Genomic DNA, 26,643 nt, shown 5'->3' with positions numbered 1-26,643 from the left:
GATGATTTATAAATGAAGTTTTCTGATGGGAATTGGCTAACACGCGTTGGATATGACATTCATACGCCCAAACTCGTTTATGACACGAAACAAGAGCAAAAATCCGTAACGTTTTATGCCCCATGTAAAGAAATCAACGATCGGGGGGCAACATTAGATGGACCCCTGCTAACAATAAAGCTTTCCTCCCCTGCCGAAAATATAATCCGAGTCCAAGCTTGGCATTTTAAAGGACAGGTAAAACGAGGCCCTTTCTTTTCATTAACAGAAAACGAGGCGGACATTTCTATCGACAATAAAAAGGAGAAAACTACTTTTGTAAGCGGCAACCTCAAAGCAACCATTAATAAACAGAATTGGGGCTTAGACTTTCACAATGAAAACGGAAAACTAACAAGCAGTCATCCGCAAAGTCTCGCATATATTGCATCTAGTAATGGACTTTCTTATATGAGAGAACAGCTTAATATCGGGGTAGGAGAAAACATCTATGGACTTGGTGAACGTTTTACACCGTTTGTGAAAAATGGTCAGGTCGTTGATATTTGGAATAAGGATGGCGGCACCAGCACTGAACAATCCTATAAAAATATTCCATTTTACTTTTCCAGCAAAGGGTATGGCGTATTTGTCAATCATCCAGAACATGTATCGTTTGAAGTGGGATCAGAAATCGTTTCAAAATCACAGTTTAGCGTGAAAGGTGAATGCTTAGATTACTTTATTATTAACGGCCCTTCCCCAAAAGACGTTATGAAAAATTACACGGATCTCACAGGAAAACCAGCCCTTCCCCCTGCTTGGTCTTTCGGTTTGTGGTTAACCACGTCATTTACAACAGATTACGACGAAGATACCGTCAACCATTTCGTCGACGGAATGGCTGAAAGAGATATACCGCTTAGTGTGTTTCACTTTGACTGCTTTTGGATGAAAGAATACGAGTGGTGCAATTTTAAATGGAATAAGCAATCCTTTCCGGATCCAGAGAACATGCTGAAACGTTTAAAAGACAAGGGGTTAAAAATATGTGTATGGATCAATCCTTATATTGCTCAAAAATCTAAACTATTCGACGAAGGAGCCGCGAATGATTACCTCATTAAACGGCCGAATGGTGATATATGGCAGTGGGATTTATGGCAAGCCGGACAGGCGATAGTAGATTTTACTAATCCTGATGCTAGAGACTGGTATCGTAAAAAACTCGAAGGATTAATAGACATGGGTGTAGATTGTTTCAAAACCGATTTTGGAGAACGGATTCCTACAGATGTCGTTTATCACGACGGGGCTGATCCACTAAAGATGCATAACTACTACACGTTCATGTTTAACCAGCTCGTTTTCAGTCTTTTACAAGACAAGTTAGGAAAAGAGGAAGCCGTTCTGTTTGCCCGTTCAGCAACTGCTGGAGGACAGCAATTCCCCGTACATTGGGGCGGCGACTGTTCTGCCGATTATGAGTCTATGGGAGAAAGCTTGCGCGGCGGACTTTCACTCACTTCATCCGGATTTGGATATTGGAGCCATGACATTGGAGGGTTTGAAAATACAGCCACTCCTGATTTATATAAACGCTGGACTGCATTTGGACTCCTATCCACACATAGTCGTTTGCATGGAAGCTCCTCCTACCGGGTTCCTTGGCTATTCGATGAAGAAGCGGTGAAAGTGACACGAAAGTTTGTTAAATTAAAGCATACTCTTATGCCCTACATTTATAAAGAAGCTTGCAAAACGTCGATGAGCGGTATCCCCTTCATGCGCTCTATGTCGATGGAATTCCCTGACGATCCAGCATGTCACCCGGTGGAAACACAATATATGCTTGGTGGTTCATTACTTGTTGCACCAGTATTCAACGAAGAGGGGACAGCAACTTTCTATCTACCCGACGGAACTTGGACACATTTGCTGACAAACCGTGAAGTAACGGGCAGCAGATGGAAAACAGAACACTATGACTATATGAATATACCGCTATTTGTTCGTCCTAACACATTGCTTCCCATCGGAAACAATGACCAGAAACCTGATTATCATTATGAGGAGAATGTTACCTTACATTTATTCTCCTTAGATGATGGAGAACAAGCAGACACTACTATCTTTGATACAGACGGGGAAAAAAAATTAAACGCAAAAGCTCTGCGTGAAGGAAATGTGATAACTATTTCGATGGACTCTGCTCAAGTAACAAAACCGTGGCATGTCATGTTACGAAATATCCATTCTATCAAAGAAGTTACAAACGGCAACTCACAAGAGACAGATCATGGTATTCACATTTCAGCTGTAAACCTTTCAGAAAAAATAGAAGTAACATTATCATCTTAATTCCACATTTCTTTTAGTACTTAGAGCCCTTTACTAATCAAAAGGAGGTGAATGAAAGTAATTTTCACTATTTATCTTGGGGAAGGGGTTTTATAGTAAAGATGAAAAAAAGAAAACATTTAAAATGCAAGTTCACTCGTTCTTTCCTTGCTTTTTCATTAAGTATTCCAATGATTATACCGTTTGGATCAGAAAACCTTAACGCGGAAGAAGAATACAATTATCCTTTTCAAAACCCTAATTTGTCCGTAGAAAAAAGAGTCGATGATTTAGTTTCGAGGCTGACAATCGACGAGAAAATATCGATGATGCATCAGTACCAACCTGAAATACCACGATTAGGAGTTGAAGCATTTAAAACAGGAACAGAAGCTTTACACGGGGTATCATGGCTCGGTGAAGCTACTGTATTTCCGCAGGCAGTTGGATTGGGCAGTACATGGAACACAGACTTGGTTAAACGGGTAGGAAATACGGTTGGTAAGGAAGTGAGAGGATATCACGCCGAAGACCCTTCTTTAAACGGACTTAATGTCTGGGCTCCTGTTGTCGATCCGTTACGCGATCCGCGCTGGGGAAGAAATGAAGAGGGGTACTCAGAAGACCCAACGGTTACTGGAGAAATATCTACTGCTTATGCTGCTGGGTTAAAGGGGGACGATCCGTTTTATATGCAAACGGTCCCTACCCTAAAACATTTTCTCGGATATAACAATGAAGAAAACAGAGGATTCAGTTCTTCAAGTATTGATCCTAGAAATATGCATGAGTACTATTTACCCCCATTCGAAACCGCTATCAAGAATGGGGCAGCCCACGGTATAATGCCTGCCTACAATGAAATTAACGGCAAACCTGCCATTTTAAGTCCGATGATCAATGATTTCGTAAAAAATAAATGGGCACCGGAAGAGTTTCTCGTGGTCAGCGACGCATTCGATCCATCAGCCATTGTAAATGACCATAACTATTATGATACTCATGCAGAGGCCCATGCCCATGCCATAAAGGCTGGTGTCGATAGTTTCACAGATCAAGGAACAGACCCTTCCCTTACAACAAATGCGATTAAAGGAGCCCTTCAACAAGAGCTGATTACTGAAAAGGATATTGATGAAGCCATCAGTAACACTTTTAGTATTAGATTCAGAACAGGAGAATTTGATCCGCCTGAAGATAATCCTTACTCCAATATTACTAAAGACGTTGTAAATGACGAAGAGCATCAAAAGCTTGCTCACGAAGCTGCTAAAGAATCCATGGTTCTATTAAAAAATGATCAGCAAACATTACCGCTTGATAGCGAGAGTGTAAATGATATATCTGTCATTGGCCCTATGGGTGATACGCTTTATGAAGACTGGTACAGTGGAACGATGCCTTATCAAGTTACAGCTTTGGATGGGCTAAAAAGAGAACTTGGAGAAGAACGAGTATCCTTTACAGAAGGAGTTCAATCCAATGCCTTCAAGTCTGTAGCAACTGGGAATTATATCACTGCTCAAGATAGCGTTAGTACTCCTCTATCCGCAGACGCGGATGACATTTCTGATAACGAAACGTTCGATCAAGAAGACTGGGGGAAAAATGTTATAACGCTTAGAGCCCAAGCAAATGGAAAATATGTGTCTATCGGGGATAACAATGATTTAGTCAACAGTGAGGACCAACCACACGATTGGGAAGTCCAAGAAACATTTGAAGAACAAGTTCAAGAGGATGGTACAGTTGCCCTTCAGCACATCGGCAGTAGTAGATATGTCAGTGTAACAGAAAATGATGAAATTACCCTTATTGATACGGATGAAATATCAGACGCTGAAAAATTTGAAGTGAACACCACCAATGATGGAGTAGAAGATGCCGTTACAAACGCAGAAAGCTCTGATGCTGCGATTGTTTTTGTTGGCAATAACCCTTATATTAACGGAAGAGAAACAGAAGACAGAGAAGATTTAAACTTACCGTCTAAACAACAAGAATTAATAGAGAAAGTTCACGAAGCAAACGCCAATACTATTGTCGTCGTAACAGGAAGTTATCCGTTTTCTATCAATTGGGCAGATGAAAATGTTCCGGCTATTCTCTATTCTGCTCACGGAGGGCAAGAATACGGAAACGCCGTCGCAGATGTCCTAAGTGGAAAATACAGTCCTGCAGGCAGACTTTCACAAACGTGGTATAAAGATGTTAACCAACTACCAGACAAAATGGATTATGATATTATTAAATCAGGCTGGACGTATCAATATTTTGACGAAAAACCACTATATCCCTTTGGACATGGGCTTACGTATACCGATTTTTCGTATGAAAATATGAACATTTCCAGCGAAAATGAACAAATTACTGTAACCGTTGATATTACTAACACCGGTTCCACAGCTAGTGATGAAGTCGTTCAACTATACTCTAAGGCTGCATTTGAATCGAAAATGGATAGACCGAACAAACAACTGCAAGATTTCAAAAGAATCCACGTTAAACCTAATCAATCAAAAGCAGTAGAATTTACCATTCCGAAGGAAAAACTTTCTATTTGGGACGTATCCGCTGAAGAAAACGTCGTAGAAACGGGTCCTTACGACTTTATGGTTGGAAAATCTTCAGAAGATATTCAAGTCCAAGAGACGTTGGAAATAGACGGAGAAGAACTTTCAAGTCGGGACCTCACAACATTCACAAAAGCGGAAAACTACAATTCGTATGAAGGTGTTGAAATAGTAGAAGAAGATCGCTATGAAACCTACGCCGTCGGAGAAATAGAAACAGGGGATTGGATAAGTTTTGAAGATAGTTTGTTTGAAGAAAAAACAAACAGATTCTCTGCAAGGGTAGCAACGGATACCGATAACGCAAAAATAGAAATTAAATCAGCTGACCCTGAAAAAGGAGAATTAATAAAAGAAATAAATGTACCGAATACAGGAGGTTCACAAAACTGGGATACCATTTCAACCGATATACATGAGATTTCTGGTAACCACGATATCTTTTTCCGATTCGAAGGAGAATTATCGATTGATTCTTTTCAGTTCTCCGATGGACTGGAAATCAGTCTATTGGAAAACAAGCTGAAAGAACACATTCATGCTGAAAATATCACCAACCCGTTAGAACGACAATTAATGAATCGTTTACGTCAAGCCAAGAGGCATTTGGAGGCGAAAAGATTCAGTAAATCAGCAGATAGCCTTCAAACATTCGATGACCAATTAAATAATGCCAGAATGCAAAAGCGTATCAACCAAGAAGCAAAAGACGATTTGAAAAAATCACTTTCTCCTGCAATAGAGGCGGTTCAAGCATTAAAATAATAGGAAAAAGAAAAGCCATGACAAGTGGATGAATATCTCCTCTGCTCGTCATGGCTCTTTTATAGTTTTCATGAATGATTCATTAGCTAGCCGCTTAACTCTTGTACTACCCTCTACTAATACTCCATTTACAATTCTGGGGCCCAGCCGTCCAAAACATTTTCTACTGTATATTCACTGGCTTCGTCCTCTGTGAGTTGTGGTCGAAACTCATTTTCTACAGCTCCGGGTCCTTCATTGTTATACTCATGAAACCGAGCATCTTCCGGTTGAAATCCTCCCATTTCCGTCCACGGATTTTCTTTGATGTGATCACCGAGATAGCTGTTTTTATATACAACACTGGCCACTGCATTAGTATTTCCACTTGGCTGCCAAGGGCGTCCGAGATAAACAGTGCCTGTAGCAGCGTCACTAGTCAATTCACTGTTTAAAAATAAAAAACCGTAAGGATGCTCAGTCAGAGTACTTGCTGCAGTAATATACCCATTGTTTGAATCAGAACCGCGATCTAATGAGTGGATAATTGAATTCTCAAAAACAGCACGAGCGCCACCAAAAATAAAATCCACATCTCCTTCGATATAGCTGTCATAGTAATACTGGGTCCCAGAATTCGCTAAAAGCGTATCCTGATGCCCGAGAAAACGAACATTATTAAATATCATCCGTTCTCCTCGAGCGTTGACAGCAACCGCCTGCTTTCCTTCCACGTCCCGGTTTCGATCAAATGAATTCTCAAAGGTGATGTTTTCCGCTTTAAAATCATTTGCATTTAAAAAGGCCGTTGCACTTGAACTAGTACCGATAGTTCCACCAACACCATTATCTTTTCCAGCATAGTTATCATAGGTAATTATGGTTTCTTCAGCACTTTCACCGGATAAAGTGATAAAAGGTTTATTTGCCGGAACATCTATAACCTCTTTATATTCCCCTTTTTTGACAGAGATGATTACTTCATGTGTATTATCATCTGGAACTGCATCAATAGCATCTTGAACACTCTCAAAGTCTCCGCTTCCATCTTGGTCAACCACTAACTCACCTTGAATATCTCCAATCTTTTCTGAATAGTCTTCTACCTTTTCAATTTGACCTTTTTTTAAATTCCGGTCCATTTCATCTTGAGAATTTGTGTTTTTCACTTGAACATACACCTTCCCTTCAAAATAGCCCGTTGTTTTAGCCGTTTCCAAGAGTTGTACAGCATAGCTTCCTGCCCATTGATATCCGTCTCTTCGTTCCTGCTCTATTTCGTTAATATCATACTTCACTACGCCATCACGTCCGGAGAATATCGCTTTATTCGTAGCAATTTCATAAAATCTGTACCATGTTACAGCATCCTCATCTTCCACAAAATATTCTCCATCTTCGTTCCCGCCGCTTACATACCGCATACCTTCGACTTTAGACTCTTCAAACCATTGTAACGCACCTTTAACCGCTTCTTTAATTTCTTTAGTTTGGTCTGGTCTTGACATAAGAAAACGAACAATACCGACCGATTCAGATCCTGAAATGGAAGGGTGCTCATACGTACGAGCCTGGACTGGTTCATAAGTGTGCGGGTCGTGTTGCGCACACCATGCAGTAAGTTTTCCATCTACTTCAATTTGTGCGTTTAAAATATAGTCAATTGCACTATCCATCGAACTTTCGAGTTTGTCATAGTACTCCTCATCTATGATGTCTGAGTCGTCAAACGGATATTTTTTATTTAAAATATCATCTATGACATCCAGCGTACGAATCATCGCTTCATCGTTAAAAGTCACATGATCCGAATAATTACCGCGTTCAGGATATACTTGAGCAAACCCTCCGGTATCGTATTGTAAGTCCATTAAAAAATCAATGCCAGCTTCCACGCTTTCTTTATAGCGTTCATCACCAGTTTCACTATAGACTTCAGCTAAATAACGGATTTCTTTAACGGTTGCATCATTATCAATCGTACCAAGTTCCACTCCATCGGATGTAACCCATTCTGAACGGGATTCCTCTCCGTCCCAGGCGTTGCTATAATCAATACCCTTAGACCAGCCACCATGTTCCATTTGCCATGTCAACATATTATCCGCTTGTTCAATAGCAGCTTCCAAATCTCCGGAAAACGTTGGCTCTTCCTCTTCTTCAATAAACTCAGCACCTTTATCTAGTTGATCCATGCTCTCAAGAATTAATACTGTATTCCCAAACATATCCGTCCCCTGAGCTGCTTTACTTATTCGTAAATCTCTATTTAACGCTGGCGTTAGACTCTCCCAAGTACCTGTTGGAACAGATACAGCAAGGTCATTGTAATCGAAATCTTCAAACGAACCATTTAATGTTACGGCAATCAGCCTATCCGTTAAGGTATCGACACGGGAAATATTTACATTGTCTGTGTCTTTGTCCGAGTGATCGGTTAACCCTTGTACCATTTCTTTAGCTTCAGACCAGGTCATATTTGATTTAATGCCATAATTATTATCACTGTTAGGATTCATCATACCCTGTTCAGCAAGTTTATCCATCATGCCCGGCCCTTCTTCATTTTCAGGAATCAAATCCATTAGATCACCGACAATCAGCGCTGCTTCCCTCTTAGTTAATTTCTTATCTAACTCCATCGATTCATTAAGGTGCTTAGGAATGTAGTGATGATTCTCAGCTATATCCATAACATAAGATCCCCACTGCTTATCAATCCCCTCCTTTGTATTACCTAGATGTTTAAACGTATCTTCTGCTTTTGCAAAACCAAAAGCGTTATTAATCAAAGCTATAAATTCAATGGTCGTCACTGGCTCATCGGCTTTTTCACTTATATCAGCCAATATGCCTATTTCTTCAAGCTTTTTCATCGTCACACCACTAACAATTTCAGACATTTCAACTTCTTCCGTTTCTACGGGCGTTTGGTCATTATCTTCATGAAGACTGTTATGAATCCGTAAATGATCGATATTTCCACCACCCTCCGGTCCTGTCGCCGTTAAACGGATGACATTTTCACCTTCTTGCAGTAGAAACTGGAGAGATTCTGATTCCCACTGCGCCCAATCCCCTGTAGGAGGAAATGGTAGTTCTTCAACAGTTTCATCATTTATCCTCACTTCTGCCGGTCTTTTACTACCTCCTGCATGAGCATAGCGGAAATCAAGAGTGTATTCCCCTGTGTGTGGTACATCAACTGTCCACTCAATATATCCACCAGGTACATTGGGCGCATAATCGGCAAAACCGTCACCAGTAAAACCATTATGCTTGTTATCTACAGTAATTCCTTCAAGTTCAGCATCTTCTGCTTCACTTGTTATATCTACACTCCTAAAAACATGTAAGTGGTCAATATTGGCTCCACCCTCACCAGCTGTGCCAGTTAATCGAACGGTATGCTGTCCTTCCGTCAATTCAGAGTTAGCGCTTACATATTTATAATCATCAAAATCACCTGTTTGCGGAAAATCTAATTGCTCTTCGATTATTTCACCATCAACTTGGAGCTCTGCGTGACGATTATCAGGTTTCCCATGTGCATAGCGGAAACCAAGTGTATACTCACCATCCTCCGGCACAGTAATGGTCCATTCAATATAACCACCAGGTTGATTGGGATCATAGTCAACAAAACCTTCTCCAGTAAAACCAATGTGCTTATTATCTGTTATAATACCTTCTCCATCCGCTTGTTCCGCTTCATATATGTTACTATTATCCCCTTCTTCTGCATGACTTTGACCTGTCAAAACAGATGTTAGGAGAAGGGCACACACAGCCATTGTTCCAGTGTAAAATACCTTCACTAACTTTTTTGATTTTTTCATCGTTTCATCTCTCCCCAAAAGTTTCTTTATCCTTCACTTCTTTTAGTAATCCCCCTTTCCTTATCATTTTCAAAGATAATGTTCGTGTGTTTTTATTATGAAAAACGTTTTTAATTCTGTATATAATCATCTTATTGTGTTTCCTGTTCTTTTAGTAAGATAAAAGGCCATTCAACACATTGCTAGTTTTATAAAATAAGAAAATGATTATAAATGTTATACGTTTTCTAACTATACCTTTCTTGCTTGTCTTCCACTTTTTTAAATACTTTATTTGAAAACCACATTAATAAATAACTAATTAGACTCGCTGCAAAAAACGGCACCAAACCTGGTATAAACATAAAAACTTCCTGCAAAACATACAAGCAAACAGCCATCATAAACGTATAATGAGGATAAGCCATTCCAAGAATAAGAGCTGTACGCAAATACAGTGGTGCTTTTAATTGAAAATGGACATAAACCGGAAAAATAAAAAGAACAGCAATTAGAAATAGGACACTAAAAAACAGAAGAACAACCCGCAACATTGATTCTAAAAGTTTAGGTTCTTGAATTAATTGAAAATTTGCATATAGTATCAATCCTAAAATTAGTAAAATACCACCTAATAGGTTTGATTTTATGAACTCTGATTTATAGTGGTTCCAAAATGTCCGAAACACCCGCACGTTTGTGATATTATTTGTCCATTTTCTCATGACAGCAAACATCGCCACTGTTGCCGGCATAAAACCAAACACACACAATCCAGCAAGGGTAAAAGTTATCCATAATATATTTACATACGCTAATTTTGATACCTTTACACTAATGTTATAAAAGGCTCCCATAAATCCATTTATTTCCATAAATCATTCGCCCTTTCTCCTATTCTTTATTTACTGAAATATTGGAGCAATTCTATGGAAATTTCTTTATGATCACTGTAATTTGGAACGATTGCGACGAGTGGTTCCTTTATTTCATTTTTGTATGGTTCAAACAATGAAGATTCTTCACTGATAGGAAAAGCAAATACTCGAACGGTACCGGTTTCAGGATCCATTTCTTTATAATCCTGCGGATATTCTTTGAATTTGTTTTCTTCAGTTACATCATCTAATGGATATAATCCTTTGGGATCCATTGCGGCTGACAACATTTGTTCCGGAATGAAAAAAACATCTCCATGATTTGCAGAAATTTCTACAATTAATTTTTCTAGTAAAGCTGGGTGAAACGTTAACTCGAAATGTTCTGGCTCTATGCTTTCCTGGCCATTTAAAATAATAGATTCCAAATCCTCCTCCATGGAATCTGGAATCTCCGAAAAAAACTTCCATTCGATTTGTGCTTTTTTGTCATCACAACCACATAGAAGGAGAATAAAAATAATGGGTAGAAGTAACCTTATACTTAAAATAGACTGTCACCTCGTTACATAACGTTTTTATCTACTTGTTTATTCGTTCGTGAGCTGCAACCAATGAAAATCTGTATAGCCAGAGCTCTTTCCCTCCCCTTTATGGACACAAAATATTCCAAGTTGAGCACCAATCCATCTCCCCGGGGTTGCTTGAAACAAATCCCCAACAGAGATAAATTGTTGACCATTTGTACTGAATGCAAATTGACAAACCGCTTGGCTTTTCACTTCAACTCTAAAATAACGCGGAATATCATCGGTTCGGTACACGATTTCCTCGTGTTCCCTTATTGCATCTTTCGTATGTTCCCCATCCACTATGACAATGTTCCACTCTGCTCCATATCTCTTAACAGTCACCCCCTTATATCGTTGACCGAGCACTATTAATCCTGCATAATCATTATCCATTTGGGGGTGGAAGGATAAAGACGTCGTAGCAGTGAAGGCAGGTGCAGAAAATTTCTGGGTTAAGATGTGCGGAATATTATAAAGTGTTTTGTCCTTTTTCATGGTGGAGATGGCATGCAATCGCAACTGATTTTCTTGTGCTATTACCTCCCACCAATCTCTCTTTTGATTACCCTGCCACTGCCACTGCAGCCCTAATGATTTTTTATCGAACGTATCACTTGTTTGAGGAACGATTATTTCATTCTTTATTGCTGAAGAGGAAATCTTTGGTTTTTTCCAACTTAAAACGGGTTCTCCCACGCCCTCTTTTCTTTCTTCTCCAATGACAGGCCAATCCTTTTTCCAATATAAAGGCTGGAGGTGGGTAATACGACCGTAAGCTCCTTTATCCTGAAAATGGATAAACCAAGATTCTCCTTCTTTTGTCTCCACCCAGCCGCCTTGATGAGGTCCGTTGATATCGGTGTCTCCCTGTTCTAACACCACTTTATCTTGATATGGGCCCGTAATGGATTCAGAGCGCAATACCGTTTGCCAGCCATCCGTCACTCCTCCTGCAGGTGCAAAAATATAATAATATCCATTCCGTTTATACATTTTTGGACCCTCAATGGTCGGATGATGATCCTTTCCGTTGAATATCATTTTACCTTCATCTAATAACCCAGTACCATCCTGCTTCATCTTACATATTTGCAACTGGCTTTTAATCCCGCTTCTGCTTTTAGCAAAGGCATGGACGAGATAAGCATTTCCATCGTCATCCCAAAATGGACAAGGATCAATCCACCCTTTAGCTTCTTTGACCAAATGCGGTTCCGACCATTTTCCAGAGGGATCGTTCGTTTTACACATGAAAACACCTTCATCCGGGGTCGCAAAAAATATCCAATACTCCCCATTGTGTTTACGAATACTTGGAGCCCATACTCCTTCCCCGTGTCGCGGTATGTCATATCGCGAGTAAGGTAGTTTCTCCATAACATGATTGATAAGTGTCCAGTTTACCAAGTCTTTCGAGTGCAGTATTGGTAAACAAGGAGACATGTGAAAACTAGATGCTACCATATAGAAGTCTTCCCCAACCCTTATTACATCCGGATCGGAATAATCAGCATAAAGAATCGGATTTTTATAATACCCATTTCCCAAGTCCGCTTTCCATAAAGCTCTTTCATCTCGAAACACATCAGTAATACCGTCATTTTTCATAAAAAATCTCCTCGATTCATGATTTTATATTTTTCTTATAGAGCCCGGTAATAGAATTTTCGAAACAAGGCTTTCCCTTCCCCAGTTACGTCCAATCCAATTCTTAGACTGAGAAAACCTCCAAATGTGTTATGGTGAAATCCCGAAGCGTCTATTACTTTATCGTATTTTATCCATTGTCTATCCTTGTCCTGATAATAAAATAACACAATATTATAATAATTTTTTAGAAGCAGGCGGACTTTATCTCCTTTATACGGAACCTGTTTGTACTTTTTGAAACTTCTAAAATGTTGAATCCCTTCTTCCGAAACTGAAATCCCAAAAAATGCAGTTTTATTATAGTACAGCATAAATTGTCCTTCTGCTTTTCCTTCTATGGACACCTCCACTTCAGCTTCATAGTAAGGATCTCCGGGCATGTAAAGAAGGGGCGAAGTGTTCTCATTGTTTCCTTCTACCACGTTCAAGGCTCCATTATTCTGGTAGAACCTCTTCCGTTGCGGTTCCCCCAACCATTGCCAGTGAAGTCCTAATGTATCTGTTGAAAAATCGTCTTTAACGGGAAAACCGTGGGATACTGCGAGTCCTTCTGGCTTTTTAATCGGCTGGCCTGCATGAATACCTGTTTGTACTTTCAACCACCCGTCATCCGTCCATTCTATAGGCAGCAACATCGTATGTCGTCCTAACGTATGAAGATTTTTTTCATAAGCATGATAGACCATCCAATACTCACCAGAAGGTGTATCAATGAGAGTGCCATGACCTTGAGACCACCAATACTCTTCTTTTGATTCCGTATGGATAATAGGATTGTAAGGAGAATGTTCCCAAGGTCCCCAAGGTGTTTCTGAACGCGAAGAAACAACCATGTGACTTGTGGGCGGCCCTGCTGTTCCTCCTATGGCTAAAATCATATAATAATAGTTGTTATGATAATACAATTTCGGCCCTTCCGGACTAAAGGCTTCTACTTCCCAGTCTTCAGGATAACACCAAGATTGGTAGACATGCCTCACCTCCCCAATAACTGACAATCCATCATCCGACAGTTGAACCATGTGCCCACCTGATAGATGTAAGTATCTTTTATTATCTGGCCCTACCACATGGCCAGGGTCAATGTAGTTTGTTTGAAGATCAATCGGCTTGCTCCAAGGACCTTTCGGGTCATTTGCGCTAACAACCCAATTTGTTCCATCGGCAGGGAAATATATATAATATACTCCTTTATGAAATACTAATTCCGGTGCCCACACATTACCATTTAAAGACTCAAGCGCCGTACCTATAGGCATCCAATTAACTAAATCACGAGATTGCCAAACAATTAAACCTGGAACATATTCATATGAGGTGTTTACCATGTAATAATTGTCCTTTACTCTCACAATGGAAGGATCAGCATAATTACCCCTTAGTACTGGGTTTAAAAATGTACCATCCCTTAAATCTCCATTACGTTTAATCGCCATTTTTATCAAACTCCCGTCCAATAAAGGTTTATTATGATGACCATCTTTATTTTTTGGTTTTATCCTTTTACAGAACCCAACAGTGCTCCTTTTGTAAAATGTTTTTGTAAAAAAGGATAAACTAATAAGACAGGTATGGTCGCTACAACAATTACAGCCATTTTAACCGATTGTTCTGGTGGTGGAACCTCTGTATAAACGGAACCATCGTAGTTCATCCCGCTCGCCAACACAACAATTTGCCTTAAGAGTACTTGAACGGGCCACTTAGAAGCATCGTCCAAATATAAAATAGCGTGCATATACGTGTTCCAATACGTGACGGCATAGAATAAGGAAATGGTTGCTATAGCTGGCATAGAGCACGGAATAACGATTCGAAATAAGATACCAAAGTCACTGCAACCATCTATTTTAGCTGATTCTTCTAAGCTCGGAGGAAGATTTTGAAAAAAGGTTTTTAGAATTATCATATTAAAGGCATTAATAGAAACTGGAACAATTAAAGCAAGTAACGAATCAAGTAGTCCTGTTTGCTGCACAACTAAAAAAGTAGGTATCATCCCCCCGTTAAATAGGAGAGTGAAAACGATAAAAAACATAATAATTCTTCTCCCAACCAAGTCCTTGCGTGAAAGTCCATAAGCTGTTAACGTCGATAGAAACATACTCCACAACGTTCCTCCTGTCGTTACAAATATAGACACCAGTAAAGCTCGAAAGATTGTATCTGTAGAAAACACATATTTGTAAGCCGACAAACTCCACTCTGTTGGAAAAATGACAAACTTTTTTTCTGCCAACTCTGCGCTCGTTGTAAAGGATCCAGCAACAACATGTAAAAATGGTAATACGCAAAGTAAGGCTACGATAATAAGTAGAGTAGCATTTGTTATATTAAAAAGACGACTGCTCAGTGTTTTATCTTCAACCATTACCGTTCCTCCTTCGTTTTTTTACTAGTAAACTCCTTCTTCACCTGCTTTCTTCGCCAGCCAATTAGCACCTATTACTAAAACAAGCCCTACAAGACCTTTAAAAAAGCCAACCGCAGTGCTGTAACTAAACTGCCCCTGTTTTAGCCCTGCCGTATACACGTAAGTATCAAAAATCTCTGCCACTTCCCGATTGGACGCATTTAAAAGTAGATACACATGCTCAAAACCCAATTCTAGGACATCTCCAATTTTTAAAATCAGCAAAATGATAATAACCCCTTTAATAGCCGGCAACGTTATATGCCACATTTGTCGAAAACGATTGGCTCCATCCATTCTTGCTGCCTCATACAACTGAACGTCAACGGCAGAAATAGCTGCTAAAAATATAATAGTTCCCCATCCAGCTTCTCTCCAGATCACTTGTAAAACGTACATCGGCCTGAACCAATCAGGGTTAAGCAAAAAGTTTACTTCTTGTTTTCCCATCGCCTCCAACGTTCCATTAACAATGCCATTGTCCATAGTCAATAACACGTAACTAATGGAAACGATAATAACCCATGACATGAAATGAGGGATGTATATCAAGGTCTGCACACTTCTTTTGAAATACATTTGCCTCACTTCATTCAGCATTAAAGACAATATGATAGGAATAGGAAAGAAAATGATAATTTGTAAGGCAAATAAAATAAGTGTATTTTTAAATATCATCCAAAAATCCGGATCTGAAAATAGACGTTTGAAATGTTCTAATCCTACCCATTCGCTACCCATTATTCCTTCATATGGCTTGTAATCCTGAAACGAAATAATCAACCCAAACATAGGCACATACTTATATATAAAAAAATATAAAATTCCGGGTAAAATCATTAAGTAAATCCATTTATTTTTTTTAATACTTTTTTTCAAAGCTATTCTTTTTTCCGTTTTCGTTAAAGCTGGTTTACCTTGCCTTTCTAAGTTAGAATTAGCATTCATTCCCTTCATCCTTTCTACTATTGTTTTCTGGATGGATGTCAGCCTTATATTATGTTTACAATCAATATTTTTGATAAAGGGACTGACTTCTAATTACTCAGTCCCTTCTAGTAGTCGCGCAGCTTATTCTTTGCTATTTTCGTAGGATTTGTTATATTCTGCGATAATATCTTCGCCACCGTTTTGTCTCCATGTTTCAACTGCTTGCTCAAATTCTTCTTTATCTATTTCTCCGAGAATGTAGTTATACGTCGCATCATTAATTCCTTCCTGCAATCGGTCACCAATTTCTATAGCTGATTCAGATTCAAGCGTGATACTTGGATCAGTAATCAAAAAGTTTTCATTGTCTTTGTTCAATTCTTCTGATTTTCTTTTAGGTTCATATGGATCATTAATTTCATACCTTCCATTTGTTTCAGGTTCACCAATTGGAAGAGACTGATATGGCTTAACCTCTCTTTCAAACTTTTGAGTGTTTTCATCCGGAACTGCCCCATCGTCCTCAACAGTGTAATGTTCTCCCTCCACTCCCCAATTTAATAGATTAGCATTTTCAGGTTTCATCAATTTATCGAAAAATTCTAATATTTTCCGTAACTCTTCTTCTGTTTCTACTGACGATTTCGGGAACAATTGCAACGATCCAAAACCAGGGATAGCCCAAATTCCATATTCCCCGTTCGGACCTTTCACTCGATTATGAACATCATACGTAGCATCAGGATTAATTTCTTTTGCATCGTTATAGATACTTCCAACGTCTCCCATAGAACCAACGTACAACCCAGCCGATCCATTTTTAAACATATTTTGTTGATCAGATTTACTAGTAACAGGGAAATCCTGATTGATATAACCATTCTCATGCATGTCTCTAAAAAAATCCATTGTCTCTATATATTCTGGGAACATGAACTCCGGCAAAAGCTCACCATCTTGCTTCCCCCAATAATTAGGTGTGCCAAACCAAGATGAAACTGTTTTAAACGCCCCATATATTAAGTCATCACGATCAGTCAATCCTATCGTGTCATCCTCACCATTTCCGTCTGGATCTTCCTCTGTAAAAGCTTTTGCCATTTCATAAAACTCATCTGTTGTTGTCGGAGCATCTAATCCCAAGTTATCTGCCCAATCTTTTCTATAAATAAGTCCTTGGCGCGATAGGGGTCTTCCTTGATAAAGTGAATACAGTTTGCCATCTACTAACGCATTATCCAATACGTCTTCTTTCAATTTACTTAAGTTCTCATATTCATCCATATAAGGTCCAATTTCCCAAAATTGATCGTCACGGACCGCATCTTTAAATTGATTAAATTGGTTAAATCCTAAATACACGACATCTGGCAAGGTACCAGTAGAAAAGGCTGTGTTTAATCGATCATCGTAGTTATTGTCTGGAACCCAGCTTATATCCAGTTCAACGTCCGTTTTTTCTTCGATTCTTTCTTCAATATTCGGTTCAGGTACTTCCGGAGTATGGAGCCTTGTCATAATTTCAATCTGGTTACCAGATTCCTCATCATTTGAAGCGCTTTCATCTTTGTTGTTAGAACATGCAACAAGTACAATAAGAACGGTAAACACAATTAAAACTTTATAACTCTGATTCCATCTCATTCAATGTCCCCCCGCATTTAATAGGTATATTACGATCAAATCAAATCGTCTTTTACTTTAATTCTTTAATACCTCCTTCATATAAAAGTGATTTCACTAACTCATTGACTTTTCAATGTTAATACTATTCTTAATTTTTTGTTAAGTATATAATCATTAGCTCATTTAAACCCTTATTAACAGGAGAGGTATAGTGTTTTTAAAATCAAGTGAAGAAATGATTATGGATAAAACGTCTAATTATTCCCTAATAAAACGAATCATTACTTCCATACTAAAATAGAAAATGACCCCAAAAGGAGCCACCTGTTCCCATCATGAAACGTCTCTATATTTTTGACGATAACGCCCCGGCGTCATATCTTCTTGTTTTTTAAATGATCTAATGAAATTCTGAGAATTTTTATATCTTAATTTTTCCGCTATCTCCTTAATTGTCATATCTGTTTCCAACAACCATTTTTTAGCTTGGGAAAATCGATACATCACAAGATACTCACTAAATGTATATTTTGTTTCCTGTTTAAAAACATTACTCAAATAATTAGCATTGTAATGCAGTTTTGAAGCACAGTCTTCTAAGCTCACGTCTGTCTCATAGTTCTTATGGATAATATCAATAATTTTTTCAGACAGGTTTTGAAACTGTGATTCCTTTCTCGCACGAAAAACCTTAATTAAAGGGTGAACTAATCTTTCCTTAAACCAATTTTCTACCTCATCTTTCGTTTGTAGTGTTAACACCTCTTCGTAAACCGATGCGTTGAACAAATCCATTTGTTGAAAACTGATACCATTCTCTTGTTTGACTATCAATAAATTGTTCAGCAGCCTCATCATAGATATTTGGTATTCGCGGGGGGATTGCGGATTTTTAAAAGCTTTTTCAACCCATTTTTGTAACAAGTCCATTGCTTTTACTTCTTCAGCCATCTTAATAGCATCAAACAATTCTTTTTCCGTACGTTCTGGATAGTTAAACATAATCGAATGTTTTTCCGAATGTATACTGTTATAATGTATAATGACTCCTTTGCCGAGTTTAATGCGATGTTTCAATACTTCTATACCTTCCAAATACCCTCTCGATGCCTTTTTTATTTCTGTAAAGGGCAGACTGATACCTATACTAATTGATACTTTCAATGTTTGTTGAATGTTATCCTGGATTGATTCTGTAATATTGTAAACTTCTTGCTGTAGGTTTTTCTTTTCAGAAAAACCTACTAATGTGACCAAAGTTTGATCTATCCAAACCGATGGCAATTTATTTTCTTTGGATATCGAGTCATTCAATATATTATGAACAGCAAAAAACAACAATTCTAAATCTCTAGGTTGGTTTTTTAACGTATCAATTTGTAGGGTTAATACCATCATTTGATCCCATTTTTCAATTAAATGACTTAAATTAAAGTATTCCAACTTATCATTAATTTCGCTCATTTTATAATTTCCTAAAAATAAACGATTAATAAATAATGACTGAAGCTGTTGGGTATGATCATGCAGCTTTTGTTCTAAACTGGATTGGGAAGAGTACATGTCTGTTATATGTTCTTCAATAAGTTGTAATTCATTTTTCTTTTTGGAGGATTGCTTAGGCCAGTTATCCTCAATAGAGGTTACCAACTTATTCACAGGAAAATATAGTTTACGACTAACAATAAATACACATGTCAAACACAGAATAATAATAAAAGAAATAATTAGAAAAGTAATCCAGCCAATACTTTTGGACTCCTCTGTCATTTTGTCAATGGAATGAAAAGATAAGTATGTCCAGTTATTAAATTCCGAAGTATGGTAGGTCACCGTATGTGGTTCTTCCATTGATCTAGTATTAAACTGACCATGTTCTCCTGAGAACCCATCAAGGTTTTCTACATGACCTGTTTCATCTAACGATTTACCAATCATAGATGGATTACTGTGTACCATTATGCGATACTCCTCATCTACTATCATTACTTCATCTGTCAAATCATCCATATTCGTCATTTCCGCAAGACTGCACGTTGGGATTTTTGCTAATGCTATACCATCTTTTGGACTCCTTTTAGCCGGAATTTTTTTTATTAAGCTGATACTGTTTTCACAGCCACTATAAGAAAGGGCTTCACTGAAGTTTTCTTGTTCTAATAACTCCCACGAGGAATCGTATTCTAAGTCAAGATAGGATAAATACTTTTCTTCATCCGGGTGATTACTTAGCCGATGAACTCCCTTGTTATTGATAATCCAGTCTTCGGTGAAATTTAAAACAATGATTTCTTCCACTTTGGTCTTATAAGAATGGAGTTTGCGAATGGATTCTGTAAACTCTCTATAAATGATAAAATCTCCACCAAGCATAGGACTACGAATCGCTTCATCCATTAAGGAATTGTCTATCGCATTATCCATGCTATGATCTATCATCAATAATACTTGTTCAACGTTGGCATTAATCTGCCGGGTCATCTGCATTTTTTCGTTGTTAACCTTTTCTTGCATTTGCTTGGAGGATTGAACATAAGAGAAAATACCAACAAAAAGCACTGGAACGATACTAATGATACACCCAAATATAATTAACTTAGTTAATAAGCTTCTACCTCTCACAATATCCCCCCTCTTAGGTTATACACTTAAAATAAGGGTAAATCGGTTTATGATTTATGAAAAGGCTTACATAATTAAGTATAACAGTGGATAGTAAAGAAGCAATAAACGATAATTATTACTTACATGGCAGTACACTTAATTCCTTTATAAGTGAATAAAAAAATAAGAAAGCACTCTATCATTAATACGTATTAAATAAGCATTACGTCATGACAAAGGCTTTCTTATGAAAAAATGATGCTCGTTTCATTGATTACTATTTTATTTACTTTCGAAACGTCATTAAGCGTTGGTTCAAAGCAGCGGTATTTGCATACACATCTTGATAAATGCGAAATAATTGTTTATATGTTTCCACCCGTTCCGGATCTGGCTGAAATACTTTATCCTCTCTTATGAAACGATTCGCGCATGCTTGTAAACTAGTAAAAGCGCCGCTCCCAAACGCAGCAAGCATTGCAGCTCCCATTGCCGGCCCCTGCTCACTCTTTAATTTCACAACAGCGGCATTAAATATGTCTGCCTGCATTTGCAGCCAGGACTCGTTTTTTGCGCCGCCTCCTATGGAAACAATTGTATCAACTGTTTTTCCGCTCTTTCTAAATAATTCAATCGATTCACATAAAGAAAATGTAATTCCTTCTAGTACAGCCCTAGCAAAATCTTTTCGCTCATGAGAACTATCCATTCCAATAAAACTAGCTCGGATGGATGCATCCGCGTGAGGTGTTCGTTCTCCATCTAAAAAAGGGGTGAATAACAGACCCTTTGATCCCGGCGGTACCGTATCTATTTCTGCCAGCATGGTGTCAAAGTCTTCTCTTTCAGCGAAAACATCTTTGAACCAGCGCAGACTGTTGCCAGCGGAGAGAGTTACCCCCATGGTATAATACGCATCCGGTACTGCGTGGTTAAAATAATGAACGTTACCGCCCAATTCTTTGTCTCCGTCTTTTTCATAGGACAAAACAACGCCGGAAGTTCCAATACTACAAAAGGTTTTCCCTTCAGATAAAATGCCGGATCCAACAGCACCGCAAGCATTATCTGCTCCTCCGGCAATAACAGACGTCACTTTTGAAATGCCGGATTGCTCCGTTATTTCCCTCGTGACAGAACCAATATCTGTAGTAGACTCGACTAACGAAGGACACATGGAACGATCTATTCCAAATGTGTCACACATCTTTTCACTCCACTCCCGGTTTGACACATCTAAAACAAGTGTCCCCGCCGCATCTGAGTACTCCATGTGAATTTTTCCCGTCAGTCTGTACCTTACATAATCCTTAGGCAGCACAAATCTCCTAGCTTTTTCAAAAATAGCAGGTTCGTTTTCTTTCACCCACATTAATTTCGGAAGGGTGAAGCCTTCGAGTGCCGGATTTTTCGTCACTTCTAGAACCCGTTCTTCTCCCATCGTTTCGTATATCTGTTTGCATTGCTCGGTTGTTCTCGTATCATTCCAAAGAATAGCACGTCTTAATACTTCGTTATTCTCATCTAACAGTACAAGCCCGTGCATTTGACCGGAAAAGCTCATGCCTTTAATATCTTCTCGATTTCCTGTAAATGTCTGAACTAAGTCAGATAACCCTTCGATTGTTTGACGAACCCAATCTTCAGGGTTTTGTTCACTATACCCTGTTTTCTCCTGGATGAGAGGATATGATTTAGAGACTTCATTCACCACATCTCCATGTTCATTCACTAACAATAGTTTCACGGCACTCGTTCCTAAATCTATGCCAATAAAATAACTCATTGCATCACCTCTTTATTTAGCAAACGTCGTTACGACATACTGATTAATGACAGCTTTCATTTTTTCTAAGTGACCCGATTGATGTTGGATATCCGACGTGTTCAACGCGTGATTTTCTAACGCATGAAAGTCGGCTTTGTTCTGAATAATAGTCGAACCAATTCCTTTGCTATAACTGCTGTAACGATCGGTTACAATGTTTTCAAGAACCTGATCTTCCAACAATCGATTCGCTATTTTTAAACCGGCTGCATAGCTATCCATACCTGCGATATGTGCGTGAAATAAGTCTTCAGGTTCAAATGATCCTCTTCGTACTTTCGCGTCAAAATTTAATCCGCCTTTGCCAAGTCCGCCGTTTTTAAGAATTTCATACATCGCTAACGTCGTTGTATATAAATCTGTTGGAAATTCGTCCGTGTCCCATCCAAGTAAAAGATCTCCCTGGTTTGCGTCTACAGATCCCAACATATCGTTTATGCGCGCATAACGGAGTTCATGTTCGAACGTATGCCCGGCAAGGGTTGCGTGATTGGCTTCTATATTAAACTTAAAGTCATCTTGTAAATCATACTTTTGTAAAAACGCATAGCCTGTTGCAACATCAAAATCATATTGATGTTTCATCGGTTCTTTTGGCTTCGGCTCGATTAAAAACTGCGCATCAAACCCGATTTCTTTTGCATAATCAACAGCCATGTGAAAGAACCGTCCCAAGTTATCCATTTCTAGTTTCATATCTGTGTTCAAAAGCGTTTCATATCCTTCACGGCCGCCCCAGAACACATAATTTTCACCTCCTAATTCTTTTCCTATCTCTAACTGCTTTTTAACTTTTGCAGCTGCATACGCAAACGCATCAGCATTGTTTGACGTTGCAGCCCCATGAATAAACCGCGGATGTGTAAAATTATTCGCAGTATTCCAAAGCAGCTTGGTTCTACTATCTTTCATATAATCTTTCATCAAGCCGACGATGGTATCCAAGTTTTGATTGGTTTCTCTTAAACTACCTCCCTCTGGAGCAATATCAACATCATGAAAACAGAAATACGGAACATTCAGCTTTTCAAACAGTTCAAACGCAGCATCCAGACGTGCTTTTGCCAAATCCATGCCGGAATAACGATCCCAAGGTCGTTGCATCGTGCCAACCCCAAACGGATCGGACCCATCCTCAACAAAGGTGTGCCAATACGCAACACTGAAACGAAGATGTTCTTCCATCGTTTTTCCTGCTACGTTTTCCGTTGGATTATAAAATTTAAAGGCATACGGATTAGTGGATGTCGGGCCTTCGTATGGAATGTTTTCGATACTATTAAAATAAGACACCTATTATTCCTCCTAACTTTTTTGGGAAGCGCTTTCTTTTTTCTTTAAAAAAATTGCTCTTTCATTTTATTTCTACTGTAAGAATACCAAACCTAACTTAATTTGTATAGTAAATAAACTAAGTATACTAAGAAAAGCGTAAGACCCTTGCCGATACAAAAAGGATGAGAAGCAGATCACTCTCATCCCTTTTCTGTTATATGACAGTATTGCCTAAAGAATACCAAGTAACAGTGTAATTGTACCGACACTTAAGACAGTTGATACTAAGGTAACGCTTGAGACATAGCGGGGCTGGGTGTTGAACTGTACCGCGTACATGACAATCGTTGCCGCAGATGGCATCGCTGCGGATATAATGAGGACCTTACTAAGTAGCGGATCCATTGGCATAATCATCGTCAAACCTACAGCAATCAACGGCGAAACAAACAGCCGTACCACCGTTGCATACGACACTTTCCCCCAGGCAAACTGGCCCCATTCCATTTTTGCAAGCTGCATGCCTAGAATTATCATAACCGTTGGAATCGTTGCTTCTGCGATAATATTTACAGTCATCATGATGTTTTCAGGCATCGTCCAGCCAAACGATTGTACAATAACACCTAATACCACAGCATATGTTGCCGGCATCTTGAAGACACTGCGTATCGCAAATCCTACACCATAATGGCCTTTCGCTGCATAATAAACACCGAATAGATTCATAATAATGGCCTGCAGGACAAGAAAAGATACCGCATAAGCAAACCCTTCATCTCCATAGGCAAACAAAATAATCGGTGCCCCGTAATTACCAGAATTCATAAATGCAGTAGATAAAATAAATCCGCTTTCTGTTTCTTTTGATTGCTTTGCGATTTTAGCTACTATTTTATTCACTATAATTAATACAGCAAGTAGCGCAATCGAAAAAATGACCATGAATAAGTATTGTCGGTCTATATCGGCATCATAAAACGTTTCAAACACAAGACATGGGGTCATAATATAAATAGCAACAACCGATATCGGTCCTATATCTACTTTTTTCCATTTCTCCACAGCATATCCTATTCCAAATACTAATAGAACTGGCAGAACGACACTCACAAATATTGACACGTTAAGGACTCCTTTATGTTTCTCCCTTACAATAAGAATGAAACTGGCATGACAACCAGTTTCACCCATTTTCCTAACCTTTGTACATTGATTGGATTAAGTTAAAAATCCGATTACTTTTCGCGCTGCTTCTGCAGCATCAGATCCTACTGCACGAACCGTTACCTGGTCCCCGTTTTGGATATGCATGCTTACTAAACCAAGCAGACTTTTCACGTTTGCTTCTACGACGTGACCTTCAGAACGGTTAACTAAGTAGACTTCTGATTTAAAAGGTTGCAGCATTTGGCTTAACTCTACAATGGTCTGTTTTTCATCAATTTGGATAACAATATCTTCTTTAAATTCTTCCATTATTCTGCCTCCTTACATAACTTACTGCCATATTATCCCCGGAATGTAGGCAGATACATCGATAATTGCGGGATAAATATGATAATAAATAAAGTGATAATCATTGCTATAAAGAACGGTATAATAGCTTTAGTCAATTCTTCGAGCGACAATCCAGATATACCCGAACCGACAAACAAATTAACACCAAGAGGCGGTGTAATGAAACCAATCGCCAAATTCACAACCATAATAATCCCAAAATGAACCGGATCATATCCGATATCGACAGCAATTGGTAGTAAGAGTGGAGTTAAAATAATAATCGCTGCCAGCGTGTCCATGAAACAACCTACGATTAAAAGCAACACAGTAATTAATAGAATGAGAATAATAGGATTTTCAGAGATTGATAGCATCCAATTAGCTACTTGGCTAGGAATCTGTTCACGAGTTAACAGTTTTCCAAATGCCGTAGCCGATCCAACAATAATCAACACTGTTGCTGTCGTTAAAGCACCGGCTGAAATAACGCTCGGTAATTGTTTTAGGCTTAGTTCACGATGCAAAATTGTGCTGACAAACAATCCATAGACAACGGCAATAACCGCAGCTTCAGTTGGTGTGAATACGCCTCCGTAAATACCTCCTAATATAATGATAGGTATGAGCAATGCCCATTTTGCATGCCAACTTGTTTTCGCAAATTTTTTCAAAGAGAATGGTTCGTTAGAAGCTTTATATCCCATTTTTCTTGAATAATAATAGGCGTAGGCGATTAAACCACCCGCTACAATAAGTCCTGGCAATATACCAGCAATGAACAAGTCACCGATTGATGTAGATCCAACCACACCATAGATAACCATTGGAATACTTGGAGGAATAATAACACCAAGTGACCCTGCTGCCGCAACCGTTGCCGTTGCAAATCGTTTATCATAGCCCATGCGAACCATCGCAGGAATCATAATACCGCCGATAGCTGCAACTGTTGCCGGAGCTGACCCTGAAATTGCTGCGAAAAACATACACGTAATAATCGTCGCAATAGCAAACCCGCCTGTTTTATTGCCAACTAGGGCATTCGCAACACCAAACAGCCGATCCGTAATGCCACCTCTACCCATAATTTCTCCGGCAAGGATAAAGAAAGGTACAGCCATTAAAGGAAAGGAGTCTACTGATGTCACTAATTCCTGGGCTAAAAATTCAATGGGCATCGCACCTGAATACATAACCGTAATAAGCGTCGCCAGACCAAGCGCGATTCCTACTGGCACACTCAATAGCAAAAGAATAGCAAAACTTATAAATAATACCGCTGTTGTCATAAATCTCCCTCCTATCCTTTAGAGTTCGGCTGCTTTTGACTAGCACCGTCCACTACATCTTCTTGATCTTCAAAAGCTTTTTCATGTTCCAATCCAACATCAAATGAATCTTTTCCAATAAGAGCTTTGCATTGCTTAATAAGCTGTTGAATCAAACGAATAGCAGTCAGTCCCATACCAACCGGGGTCGCCAAATAAACAATTCCCATTGGAATATGAAGCGCTGGAGATTCTTGTCCAAGCTCCAATATACGTAAGGCAACACTTTGTCCGTAATAAATAACAACGACAGCAAAAATTAGAAAGATAATATTTGCAATCATGTTCATCACAATTTTTCCTTTTTGTTTAAACAAAATCAGCATCGCATCTACTTTAATATGGCGTTGTTTTTTTACTCCATAGCTAATACCGATATAGACGAGCCAAATAAAACAGAATCTCGCTAATTCCTCGGACCATGAAAGAGAATCTCCGACCACATAGCGCATAAATACTTGCATGGCAATAACAACAACCATGACAACCGAAAAAGCCACGAGCAGTACTTCTTCCACATGTTCATCCAGCCAACGAACAAGACGCATAACGTCCACCTGCCTTCATATTTCTACTTGATAT

General features: G+C 38.8%; 17 protein-coding genes. 2 read left to right on the top strand and 15 right to left on the bottom strand.

From position 1 onward, the window contains the following. The first annotated feature begins 12 nt into the window (after positions 1–12). The gene (gene yicI, locus J2S78_RS01965) at positions 13–2,340 is read left to right on the top strand and encodes an alpha-xylosidase (protein WP_306895730.1); all 2,328 of its coding nucleotides are present in this window, start codon (positions 13–15) and stop codon (positions 2,338–2,340) included. A gap of 101 nt (positions 2,341–2,441) precedes the next feature. Then, complete coding sequence (locus J2S78_RS01960) at positions 2,442–5,657, top strand: glycoside hydrolase family 3 protein (protein ID WP_306895729.1); 3,216 nt, start codon at positions 2,442–2,444, stop codon at positions 5,655–5,657. A gap of 128 nt (positions 5,658–5,785) precedes the next feature. On the opposite strand, the gene pelA is transcribed toward J2S78_RS01960, so the two are convergent. From pelA to J2S78_RS01885, 15 genes are all read right to left on the bottom strand, one after another. Beyond that, complete coding sequence (gene pelA / locus J2S78_RS01955; RefSeq protein ID WP_306895728.1) at positions 5,786–9,475, bottom strand: pectate lyase; 3,690 nt, start codon at positions 9,473–9,475, stop codon at positions 5,786–5,788. A gap of 227 nt (positions 9,476–9,702) precedes the next feature. Next, complete coding sequence (locus J2S78_RS01950; protein WP_306895727.1) at positions 9,703–10,329, bottom strand: YesL family protein; 627 nt, start codon at positions 10,327–10,329, stop codon at positions 9,703–9,705. A 26-nt stretch (positions 10,330–10,355) separates the two neighbouring features. Continuing rightward, positions 10,356–10,760 (bottom strand): hypothetical protein, encoded by a 405-nt coding sequence (locus J2S78_RS01945; RefSeq protein ID WP_306895726.1) that lies wholly within the window; start codon positions 10,758–10,760, stop codon positions 10,356–10,358. 162 nt (positions 10,761–10,922) lie between these two features. Then, on the bottom strand, positions 10,923–12,512 hold the full coding sequence (locus J2S78_RS01940; RefSeq protein ID WP_306895725.1) for a glycoside hydrolase family 43 protein: 1,590 nt from the start codon (positions 12,510–12,512) through the stop codon (positions 10,923–10,925). A 35-nt stretch (positions 12,513–12,547) separates the two neighbouring features. After that, positions 12,548–13,990 carry a family 43 glycosylhydrolase gene (locus J2S78_RS01935; RefSeq protein ID WP_306895724.1) on the bottom strand — a complete coding sequence of 481 codons (1,443 nt, stop codon included), beginning with the start codon at positions 13,988–13,990 and terminating at the stop codon, positions 12,548–12,550. A gap of 59 nt (positions 13,991–14,049) precedes the next feature. Beyond that, positions 14,050–14,925, bottom strand: a complete 876-nt coding sequence (locus tag J2S78_RS01930; RefSeq protein ID WP_306895723.1) for a carbohydrate ABC transporter permease — start codon at positions 14,923–14,925, stop codon at positions 14,050–14,052. A 24-nt stretch (positions 14,926–14,949) separates the two neighbouring features. Then, entirely contained in the window at positions 14,950–15,915 is a 966-nt protein-coding gene (locus J2S78_RS01925) for an ABC transporter permease (protein ID WP_306895722.1), read from the bottom strand. A 123-nt stretch (positions 15,916–16,038) separates the two neighbouring features. Beyond that, positions 16,039–17,541 carry an extracellular solute-binding protein gene (locus J2S78_RS01920; RefSeq protein ID WP_306895721.1) on the bottom strand — a complete coding sequence of 501 codons (1,503 nt, stop codon included), beginning with the start codon at positions 17,539–17,541 and terminating at the stop codon, positions 16,039–16,041. 315 nt (positions 17,542–17,856) lie between these two features. Beyond that, positions 17,857–20,145: an AraC family transcriptional regulator gene (locus J2S78_RS01915; protein ID WP_306895720.1), complete on the bottom strand. Its 2,289-nt coding sequence runs from the start codon at positions 20,143–20,145 to the stop codon at positions 17,857–17,859. A 268-nt stretch (positions 20,146–20,413) separates the two neighbouring features. Further along, positions 20,414–21,913 (bottom strand): xylulokinase, encoded by a 1,500-nt coding sequence (gene xylB, locus J2S78_RS01910; RefSeq protein WP_306895719.1) that lies wholly within the window; start codon positions 21,911–21,913, stop codon positions 20,414–20,416. A 12-nt stretch (positions 21,914–21,925) separates the two neighbouring features. Beyond that, the gene (xylA, locus tag J2S78_RS01905; RefSeq protein WP_306895718.1) at positions 21,926–23,248 is read right to left on the bottom strand and encodes a xylose isomerase; all 1,323 of its coding nucleotides are present in this window, start codon (positions 23,246–23,248) and stop codon (positions 21,926–21,928) included. A 213-nt stretch (positions 23,249–23,461) separates the two neighbouring features. Beyond that, complete coding sequence (locus tag J2S78_RS01900) at positions 23,462–24,355, bottom strand: AEC family transporter (protein ID WP_306895717.1); 894 nt, start codon at positions 24,353–24,355, stop codon at positions 23,462–23,464. 96 nt (positions 24,356–24,451) lie between these two features. Beyond that, positions 24,452–24,709 (bottom strand): HPr family phosphocarrier protein, encoded by a 258-nt coding sequence (locus tag J2S78_RS01895; RefSeq protein WP_306895716.1) that lies wholly within the window; start codon positions 24,707–24,709, stop codon positions 24,452–24,454. Positions 24,710–24,741: 32 nt separating this feature from the next. Continuing rightward, positions 24,742–26,022 (bottom strand): TRAP transporter large permease, encoded by a 1,281-nt coding sequence (locus tag J2S78_RS01890; protein WP_306895715.1) that lies wholly within the window; start codon positions 26,020–26,022, stop codon positions 24,742–24,744. 11 nt (positions 26,023–26,033) lie between these two features. After that, positions 26,034–26,609, bottom strand: coding sequence for a TRAP transporter small permease (locus J2S78_RS01885; protein WP_306895714.1), 576 nt, complete (start codon positions 26,607–26,609; stop codon positions 26,034–26,036). Positions 26,610–26,643 lie beyond the last annotated feature (34 nt).

The sequence above is a fragment of the Salibacterium salarium genome, from assembly GCF_030813635.1.
GTDB lineage: Bacteria > Bacillota > Bacilli > Bacillales > Marinococcaceae > Salibacterium > Salibacterium salarium.
Note: the sequence above shows the minus strand (reverse complement) of the source record. Positions and strands in the feature narration are given on the sequence as shown.

Excerpts from the sequence above, each read along its gene's own strand:
- yicI (WP_306895730.1), top strand. The coding sequence starts at position 13 with ATGAAGTTTTCTGATGGGAATTGGCTAACACGCGTTGGATATGACATT.
- J2S78_RS01890 (WP_306895715.1), bottom strand. The coding sequence starts at position 26,022 with ATGACAACAGCGGTATTATTTATAAGTTTTGCTATTCTTTTGCTATTG.
- pelA (WP_306895728.1), bottom strand. The coding sequence starts at position 9,475 with ATGAAAAAATCAAAAAAGTTAGTGAAGGTATTTTACACTGGAACAATG.
- J2S78_RS01940 (WP_306895725.1), bottom strand. The coding sequence starts at position 12,512 with ATGAAAAATGACGGTATTACTGATGTGTTTCGAGATGAAAGAGCTTTA.
- J2S78_RS01930 (WP_306895723.1), bottom strand. The coding sequence starts at position 14,925 with ATGGTTGAAGATAAAACACTGAGCAGTCGTCTTTTTAATATAACAAAT.
- J2S78_RS01895 (WP_306895716.1), bottom strand. The coding sequence starts at position 24,709 with ATGGAAGAATTTAAAGAAGATATTGTTATCCAAATTGATGAAAAACAG.
- xylB (WP_306895719.1), bottom strand. The coding sequence starts at position 21,913 with ATGAGTTATTTTATTGGCATAGATTTAGGAACGAGTGCCGTGAAACTA.
- J2S78_RS01960 (WP_306895729.1), top strand. The coding sequence starts at position 2,442 with ATGAAAAAAAGAAAACATTTAAAATGCAAGTTCACTCGTTCTTTCCTT.
- J2S78_RS01950 (WP_306895727.1), bottom strand. The coding sequence starts at position 10,329 with ATGGAAATAAATGGATTTATGGGAGCCTTTTATAACATTAGTGTAAAG.
- J2S78_RS01920 (WP_306895721.1), bottom strand. The coding sequence starts at position 17,541 with ATGAGATGGAATCAGAGTTATAAAGTTTTAATTGTGTTTACCGTTCTT.
- J2S78_RS01885 (WP_306895714.1), bottom strand. The coding sequence starts at position 26,609 with ATGCGTCTTGTTCGTTGGCTGGATGAACATGTGGAAGAAGTACTGCTC.
- J2S78_RS01925 (WP_306895722.1), bottom strand. The coding sequence starts at position 15,915 with ATGAATGCTAATTCTAACTTAGAAAGGCAAGGTAAACCAGCTTTAACG.
- J2S78_RS01935 (WP_306895724.1), bottom strand. The coding sequence starts at position 13,990 with ATGGCGATTAAACGTAATGGAGATTTAAGGGATGGTACATTTTTAAAC.